Below are 6,692 nucleotides of genomic sequence, written 5' to 3'. Positions count from 1 at the left end.
GTGAGGTCGAAGAGCTCGACCCTGACCCGGGTCTCGCCGACGTCGACGCCGATCATGCAGCCGCTGCCGGGGCTGATCCGCAGCAGCGTACGGGGGCGGCCTCCCGCGGAGTCGACGCTGCCGGCCTCCTCGACGAGGCCCTCGGCGACGAGCTCCGCCACCACGTTGCTGACCGATCCCGAACTCATCCCCGTCGCGGGCCCGAGCGCGAACCGGCTCATCGGCCCCTCGAAGTACAGGCGCTGGAGCACGGCGGTGCGGTTCTCGCGCCGCAGGTCCCGCACAGTGCGTCCGGTCCGCTTCGTCACGTGGGCCCCTCGTTCACTCGTCCTCCTCGCAACATACCGCGCCGGGAACGCTCGAGCGGCCTTCTCTTGAGGTTTAAGGCATCTAGTGAAATAAGTGCCCTCCGTCTTCAGGACCTGAACGGACGCCCGAACCGGGCATGCGGGATCAGGCCTTGCGGAGGCCGCTCAGCAGCAGCTCGGCCAGCTGCTCGTACGCCTCGGCGTCGGCGAGTCCGGTCGCCGACGCGACCTGGCGGCGCTGGATGCGGACCATGACGGAGGCGATCACGTCGGCCGCGAAGGTCACGTGCACCTCGCGGAAGACCCCGGCGGCCACGCCCTCCTCGATGAGCTGCTGGACCCGCCCGGCGGCCGCGCGCGTGTTGCGCTCGTACACCTCCGCGGCCGGCTCGAAGGCGGCCACGTCGTCGAAGAACCGGGGGGAGACCGGGGCCAGCTCGGCGGCGACGGCCCGCAGATAGGCCGCGAGCCGTTCGGCGGGGGCGCTCTCGGCGGCCAGCACCGCCTCGACGCGCGTGGTGGCGCGCCGGAAGAAGTGCACGACGGCCGCCCGGACGAGCTGCTCCTTGCTGCCGGCCAGCCCGTACAGGGTCCGCTTCGAGCAGTGCAGCCGGGCGGCGAGGTCGTCGAGCGTCAGCTGGGCGAAGCCCTCGCCGACGAGCAGGGCCACCAGCTCCTCGAAGAGCGCGGACCGGCGCGCCGCGCCGCGGCCCGTGAGTTTCGGGCTGTCGGCGGCTCGCGTCTCGATCACCGGGCCAGTATTCCAGGCCGCGCGCTCGGAGGGTTGTCCCGGGAGCCTTCTGCGCTACGCTAAGCGGTACTGAAGTACCCCTGCCAGTACCACTTTGCGCGCCGCTGGAGTCGCCATGGATGTCGACCGCCTGCTTCCCACCCCCGAGGCGGCGGACCTCATCGCCCTCACCCGGGAGATCGCCGACAAGGAGCTCTCTCCGCGGGTGAACGAGCACGAGGCCGCCGAGACCTATCCCGAAGGTCTCTTCGCCACCCTCGGCGAGGCGGGGCTGCTGGGCCTCGCCTACCCGGAGGAGTACGGCGGCGGAGGCCAGCCGTACGAGGTGTACCTCCAGGTCCTGGAGGAACTGGCCGCCCGCTGGGCCGCCGTCGCGGTCGCCACCAGCGTCCACACCCTCGCCTGCCACCCCCTCCACACCTTCGGCACCGCGGAGCAGAAGGAGCGCTGGCTGCCGGCCATGCTGGAGGGCCGGACCATCGGCGGCTACAGCCTCTCCGAGCCCCAGGCCGGGTCCGACGCCGCCGCCCTCTCCTGCAAGGCCGAGCGCCAGGACGACGGCAGCGGCTACCGGATCACCGGCACCAAGGCGTGGATCACCCACGGCGGCAAGGCCGGCTTCTACTCGCTCTTCGCCCGCACGGCCCCGGGCAGCCACGGCATCTCCTGCTTCCTCGCCCCCGGCGCCGCCGACGGGCTGAGCTTCGGCGCCCCCGAGCGCAAGATGGGCCTGCAGGCCGTGCCGACCACGGCCGCCTACTGGGACGGCGCCCTCATCGAGGCGGACCGGCTCGTCGGCGCCGAGGGCCAGGGCCTCCAGATCGCCTTCAGCGCCCTCGACAGCGGCCGCCTGGGCATCGCCGCCTGCGCCACGGGCCTCGCACAGGCCGCGCTCGACGCCGCCGTCGCGTACGCCAACGAGCGCACCACCTTCGGCCGCCGGATCGTGGACCACCAGGGCCTCGGCTTCCTCCTCGCCGACATGGCGGCGGCGGTGGACTCGGCCCGCGCCACCTACCTGGACGCGGCCCGCCGCCGCGACCTCGGCCGCCCCTTCAGCCGCCAGGCCAGCGCGGCGAAGCTGATCGCCACCGACACGGCGATGAAGGTCACGACGGACGCGGTCCAGGTCCTCGGCGGCTACGGCTACACACGGGACTTCCCGGTCGAGCGCTACATGCGCGAGGCGAAGATCATGCAGATCTTCGAGGGCACGAACCAGATCCAGCGGCTGGTGATCAGCCGGGGGCTCTCCCACGCGAAGGCGTAAGCGGGCCGTAAGCGGGCCACCCTGGGTGATTTCGTGTTGAACCAGTTTGGGCGTATGCTCGAACAGCCGACCCCGGCCGGCCCGCACTCCCCCGTTGCGGGCGGGCCGGGGTTCGTGCTTTTCGTGCGGGAGCGGTCGCCCGTGCTCCCCCGTGCGGCCGCCGGTTCCCCTGTCGGGGGCGCGGCCCGGGGTTCTATGGTGAGCGGCGCAGATCGCGCAGACCGCGTGGTCCCCCCGCGGGACGCGCCCCCGGCCGCCGGCCATCCCGCCGGCAGGGTCCCCCGCACGACACGAACGAGGAGTTCCATGGACATCGCCGGCTCCGCCGCTCTCGTCACCGGCGCCGCCTCCGGCCTCGGTGCCGCCACCGCCGCCGCGCTCGCGGCCCGTGGCGCCACCGTCTACGGCCTTGACCTGGACAAGGCCGTGGCCGCCGCAGGGCCGCTGCCCGAGGGCGTCCGGCTGCTCGCCGCCGACGTGACCGACGAGGAGCAGGTCCGTGCCGCCCTGGCCGCGGCCGACGCCGACGGCGCCGAGCTCCGGCTCGCCGTGAACTGCGCGGGCATCGCGCCCTCCGCCCGCGTCCTGGGCCGCAAGGGCCCCCACGACCTCGACCTCTTCCGTACGGTCCTGAACGTCAACCTGCTGGGCACGTTCAACGTCATGCGGCTCGCCGCCGAGGCCATCGCCCGGCACGAGCCCGACGAGAACGGTCAGCGCGGCCTCGTCGTCAACACCGCGTCGATCGCCGCCTTCGAGGGACAGGTCGGCCAGATCGCGTACGCGGCCTCCAAGGCGGGCGTCGCCGGGATGACGGTCACCGCGGCCCGTGACCTCGCCCAATACGGCATCCGGGTCGTCACCGTCGCGCCGGGCATCGTCGACACCCCGATGATGGCCGGGTTCAGCGAGGAGGTCAGGGCCGGGCTCGCCGCGAGCGTGACCTTCCCGCAGCGGCTCGCCCGCCCGGAGGAGTACGCCCGGCTCGTCACGATGATCGTCGAGCACGACTACCTCAACGGCGAGACGATCCGGATGGACGGCGCCCTGCGCATGGCCGCGCGCTGAGCCTCCGTACCGTCGTTACAGCACTCGGTGTCGGAAATCTCCGGCACCGAGTGCCGCGCCGACGGGTCCCGAATGCTAGGTTCGGGGCATGGGAACAGCGTCGTCGAACTCCACGAAGCCCGCGATGCGGGACTCCCTCATCGCCGCGGCCTTCCAGCTCTTCCTGGAGCGGGGGTACGAGCAGACGACCGTCGACGACATCGTCACCCTGGCCGGGGTCGGCCGGCGGTCCTTCTTCCGCTACTTCCCGTCGAAGGAGGACGTGGTCTTCCCCGACCACGACCAGTGCCTCGACGACATGACCCGCTTCCTCGCGGCGAGCGCCGACTCCGACGACCCCATGGTCCGCGTCTGCGGAGCCGCGCGCCTCGTCATGCGGATGTACGCCGAGAACCCGACCTTCTCCGTGCAGCGCTACCGGCTCACCCGCGAGGTGGCCGGTCTGCGGACGTACGAACTCTCGGTGGTCTGGCGGTACGAGAAGACGCTCGGCGACTACCTGCGCACCCGCTGGGCCGACCGCAAGGACGGCACCCTGCGCGCCAACGTCGCCGCGGCCGCCGTGGTGGCCGCCCACAACCACGCCCTGCGCCACTGGCTGCGCTCGGGCGGCGAGGGCGATCCGCTGGCGGAGGTCGACCGCGCGCTGGAGTTCGTGCGGGCCACCTGGAGCCCCGACGCCGTCGCGGTGGAGGCCCCCGCGGAGGAGAGCGAGGACGTCGTCGTGGTGATCACCAAGCGGTCCACGCCGATGTGGCGCGTGGTGCGCGAGGTGGAGTCGAGCCTCGGGGAAAGCGGATAAACGACCGAGGGATCTCAGTATCTCGAATTGAGGGAATCCAGGTCTTTATTTGGTGGCACTCAGTGCCATATGTTGGCTCCATGCACGGTTGAGCCGCCGAGTGCAAGGAGAAGGCATCGTGTTCCACACGGGACTGAGGAGCGGGACCGCCGTCCGCACCGAGGAGCCGGCCGAGGACGCCGAGCTCTACTTCCAGCGCTGCCGCTGGTGCCAGACCACGACGTTCCAGCGCCTGCTCTGTCCGACCTGCGGGTCGACGGAGCTGACCCCCGAACTCAGCGTGGGGGAGGGCGTGATTTCCGTGCGCCGCGGCCATACCGCGGCCGAGGCCGACCTCTGGCCGGTGCACATGGCGGAGGGCTTCGTCGTGCGCTGCCGGGTCGACGGGCCGCTCCACGCGGTGCGCCCCGGGGTCCGGGTGAAGCTCGCGGGCGCCGGGGTCTCCGGCCGCAGGCCGGTCGTACGGCTCTGCGACGAGGTCCCGCTGGACGGCTGGTTCTGATCCCGCCCGCGGGTTCCGACGCCCGAAGGGCGGGTGGCACAGAGTGCCACCCGCCCTTCGTCGTTCCCGCCGTCCCGTCGGGTCAGCGGGCGCCGATCTCGTCCGTCAGCTGCGGCAGCACCTCGAAGAGGTCACCGACCACGCCGTAGTCGACCAGGTCGAAGATCGGGGCCTCCGGGTCCTTGTTGACCGCCACGATCGTCTTCGACGTCTGCATGCCGGCCCGGTGCTGGATCGCGCCGGAGATGCCCGCCGCGATGTACAGCTGCGGCGAGACCTGCTTGCCGGTCTGGCCGACCTGGTTGGAGTGCGGGTACCAGCCCGCGTCCACCGCGGCGCGCGAGGCGCCGACGGCCGCGCCGAGCGAGTCGGCCAGCTTCTCGACGACGCCGAAGCCCTCGGCCGCGCCGACGCCGCGGCCGCCGGAGACGACGATCGCCGACTCGGTCAGCTCGGGGCGGCCGGTGGAGACCCGCGCCGTGCGCGAGACGACCTTCGCGGCGTTGCCGGTGAAGGCGACGGAGACGTTCTCGACCGTACCGGCGGCCGGGGCGGCCTCCGGGGCGGCGGAGTTCGGCTTGACGGTGATGACCGGCACGCCGCGGGAGACGGCCGACTTCACCTGGTACGAGGCGGCGAAGACGGACTGGGTGGCGACGGGGCCGTTCTCGCCGGCCTCCAGCTCCACGGCGTCCGTGATGAGGCCGGAGCCGAGGCGCAGCGCGACGCGGGCCGCGATCTCCTTGCCCTCGCCGGAGGAGGTCACCAGGACGGCGGCCACCTCCTTCTCCTGGGCGATCTGGGTGAGCGCGTCGACCTTCGGCACGACGAGCTGCTCGCTGAACTCGGCACCGTCCGCGACGTACACGGTGGCCGCGCCGTACTCGCCGACGGTCGCGGCGATCGAGGCGGCGGCCTCGCCGGCGCCGAGCACGACGGCGGTGGGCTCGCCCAGACGGCGTGCCAGGGTGAGGAGTTCGAGGGCCGGCTTGCGGACCGCACCGTCGGCGTGGTCCACGAGAACCAGGATCTCAGCCATGATTCATTGCTCCTGAGGGGTGTCTGGCTGACGGTGGGTCAGATGAACTTCTGGGTCGCGAGGAACGCGGCGAGCTGCTTGCCGCCCTCGCCCTCGTCCGTGACGATCGTGCCCTGGGTACGGGCCGGACGCGCCGCGGCCGAGTCGACCAGCGTCCACGAGCCGGCCAGGCCCACCTCGTCGGCGTCGATGTCCAGGTCGTCCAGGTCGAGCTCCTCGACCGGCTTCTTCTTCGCGGCCATGATCCCCTTGAAGGAGGGGTAACGGGCCTCGCCGGACTGGTCGGTGACCGAGACGACGGCCGGCAGCGGGGCCTCCAGCAGCTCCGTGGCGGCGTCGCCGTCGCGGCGACCCCTGACGAGGCCGTCCTCGACGGAGACCTCGGAGAGCAGCGTGACCTGCGGCAGGTTCAGCCGCTCGGCGAGCAGCGCCGGGAGCACGCCCATGGTGCCGTCGGTCGAGGCCATGCCGCAGACGACCAGGTCGAAGCCGGTCTTCTCCAGGGCCTTGGCCAGGATCGCGGAGGTCGCCATCACGTCGGAGCCGTGGATCGACTCGTCATTGACGTGCACGGCCTTGTCGGCGCCCATCGACAGCGCCTTGCGGAGCGCGTCCTTGGCGTCGTCCGGGCCCACCGTCACCACGGTGACCTCGGCGTCGTCCGACTCCTCGGAGATGCGGAGCGCCTGCTCGACCGCGTACTCGTCGAGCTCCGAGAGCAGTCCGTCGACCTCGTCGCGGTCGACGGTCAGGTCGTCGGCGAACCCGCGGTCGCCGGTCGCGTCGGGAACGTACTTCACACAGACAGCGATCTTCAGGGTCACGGCCTGTCTCCTTCCAACAGCCTTGGGATGACGGGGGGTTACGGGAGGTTGCGGGCCATGACGATGCGCTGGACCTGGTTGGTGCCCTCGTAGATCTGGGTGATCTTGGCGTCGCGCATCATGCGCTC

At 72.0% G+C, this 6,692-nt stretch carries 8 protein-coding genes and 1 pseudogene; 4 read left to right on the top strand and 5 right to left on the bottom strand.

All coding sequences use genetic code 11. The features are described from left to right. A pseudogene (locus tag ACWDVG_RS31410) lies at window positions 1-308 on the bottom strand (sugar kinase); the annotation flags it as partial. Window positions 309-453: 145 nt separating this feature from the next. Then, window positions 454-1,059 carry a TetR/AcrR family transcriptional regulator gene (locus ACWDVG_RS31405; protein WP_451704311.1) on the bottom strand — a complete coding sequence of 202 codons (606 nt, stop codon included), beginning with the start codon at window positions 1,057-1,059 and terminating at the stop codon, window positions 454-456. A gap of 115 nt (window positions 1,060-1,174) precedes the next feature. Here ACWDVG_RS31405 and ACWDVG_RS31400 point away from each other — a divergent pair, with 115 nt between their 5' ends. The 4 genes from ACWDVG_RS31400 to ACWDVG_RS31385 all read left to right on the top strand — a co-directional run bounded on the left by ACWDVG_RS31400 (window position 1,175) and on the right by ACWDVG_RS31385 (window position 4,701). Continuing rightward, the gene (locus ACWDVG_RS31400) at window positions 1,175-2,329 is read left to right on the top strand and encodes an acyl-CoA dehydrogenase family protein (RefSeq protein ID WP_451704309.1); all 1,155 of its coding nucleotides are present in this window, start codon (window positions 1,175-1,177) and stop codon (window positions 2,327-2,329) included. A gap of 306 nt (window positions 2,330-2,635) precedes the next feature. Next, window positions 2,636-3,397 carry an SDR family NAD(P)-dependent oxidoreductase gene (locus tag ACWDVG_RS31395; protein ID WP_451704307.1) on the top strand — a complete coding sequence of 254 codons (762 nt, stop codon included), beginning with the start codon at window positions 2,636-2,638 and terminating at the stop codon, window positions 3,395-3,397. An 88-nt stretch (window positions 3,398-3,485) separates the two neighbouring features. Further along, the gene (locus ACWDVG_RS31390) at window positions 3,486-4,199 is read left to right on the top strand and encodes a TetR family transcriptional regulator (protein WP_451704305.1); all 714 of its coding nucleotides are present in this window, start codon (window positions 3,486-3,488) and stop codon (window positions 4,197-4,199) included. Between the two features lie 118 nt (window positions 4,200-4,317). Next, entirely contained in the window at window positions 4,318-4,701 is a 384-nt protein-coding gene (locus ACWDVG_RS31385) for a zinc ribbon domain-containing protein (RefSeq protein ID WP_451704303.1), read from the top strand. Window positions 4,702-4,783: 82 nt separating this feature from the next. Here ACWDVG_RS31385 and ACWDVG_RS31380 read toward each other — a convergent pair whose 3' ends face one another. From ACWDVG_RS31380 to ACWDVG_RS31370, 3 genes are all read right to left on the bottom strand, one after another. Continuing rightward, window positions 4,784-5,740 carry an electron transfer flavoprotein subunit alpha/FixB family protein gene (locus ACWDVG_RS31380; RefSeq protein ID WP_451704301.1) on the bottom strand — a complete coding sequence of 319 codons (957 nt, stop codon included), beginning with the start codon at window positions 5,738-5,740 and terminating at the stop codon, window positions 4,784-4,786. 38 nt (window positions 5,741-5,778) lie between these two features. Continuing rightward, window positions 5,779-6,564: an electron transfer flavoprotein subunit beta/FixA family protein gene (locus ACWDVG_RS31375; RefSeq protein WP_451704299.1), complete on the bottom strand. Its 786-nt coding sequence runs from the start codon at window positions 6,562-6,564 to the stop codon at window positions 5,779-5,781. 38 nt (window positions 6,565-6,602) lie between these two features. Beyond that, window positions 6,603-6,692 (bottom strand): acyl-CoA dehydrogenase family protein (locus tag ACWDVG_RS31370; RefSeq protein WP_144385854.1); only part of this gene is annotated, 90 nt, incomplete at its 5' end.

Source organism: Streptomyces sp. NPDC003327, assembly GCF_053589515.1.
Note: the sequence above shows the minus strand (reverse complement) of the source record. Positions and strands in the feature narration are given on the sequence as shown.

Bases quoted from the DNA above. Each gene is read 5' to 3' on its own strand.
- ACWDVG_RS31400 (WP_451704309.1), top strand. From the start codon at position 1,175: ATGGATGTCGACCGCCTGCTTCCCACCCCCGAGGCGGCGGACCTCATC.
- ACWDVG_RS31395 (WP_451704307.1), top strand. From the start codon at position 2,636: ATGGACATCGCCGGCTCCGCCGCTCTCGTCACCGGCGCCGCCTCCGGC.
- ACWDVG_RS31390 (WP_451704305.1), top strand. From the start codon at position 3,486: ATGGGAACAGCGTCGTCGAACTCCACGAAGCCCGCGATGCGGGACTCC.
- ACWDVG_RS31380 (WP_451704301.1), bottom strand. From the start codon at position 5,740: ATGGCTGAGATCCTGGTTCTCGTGGACCACGCCGACGGTGCGGTCCGC.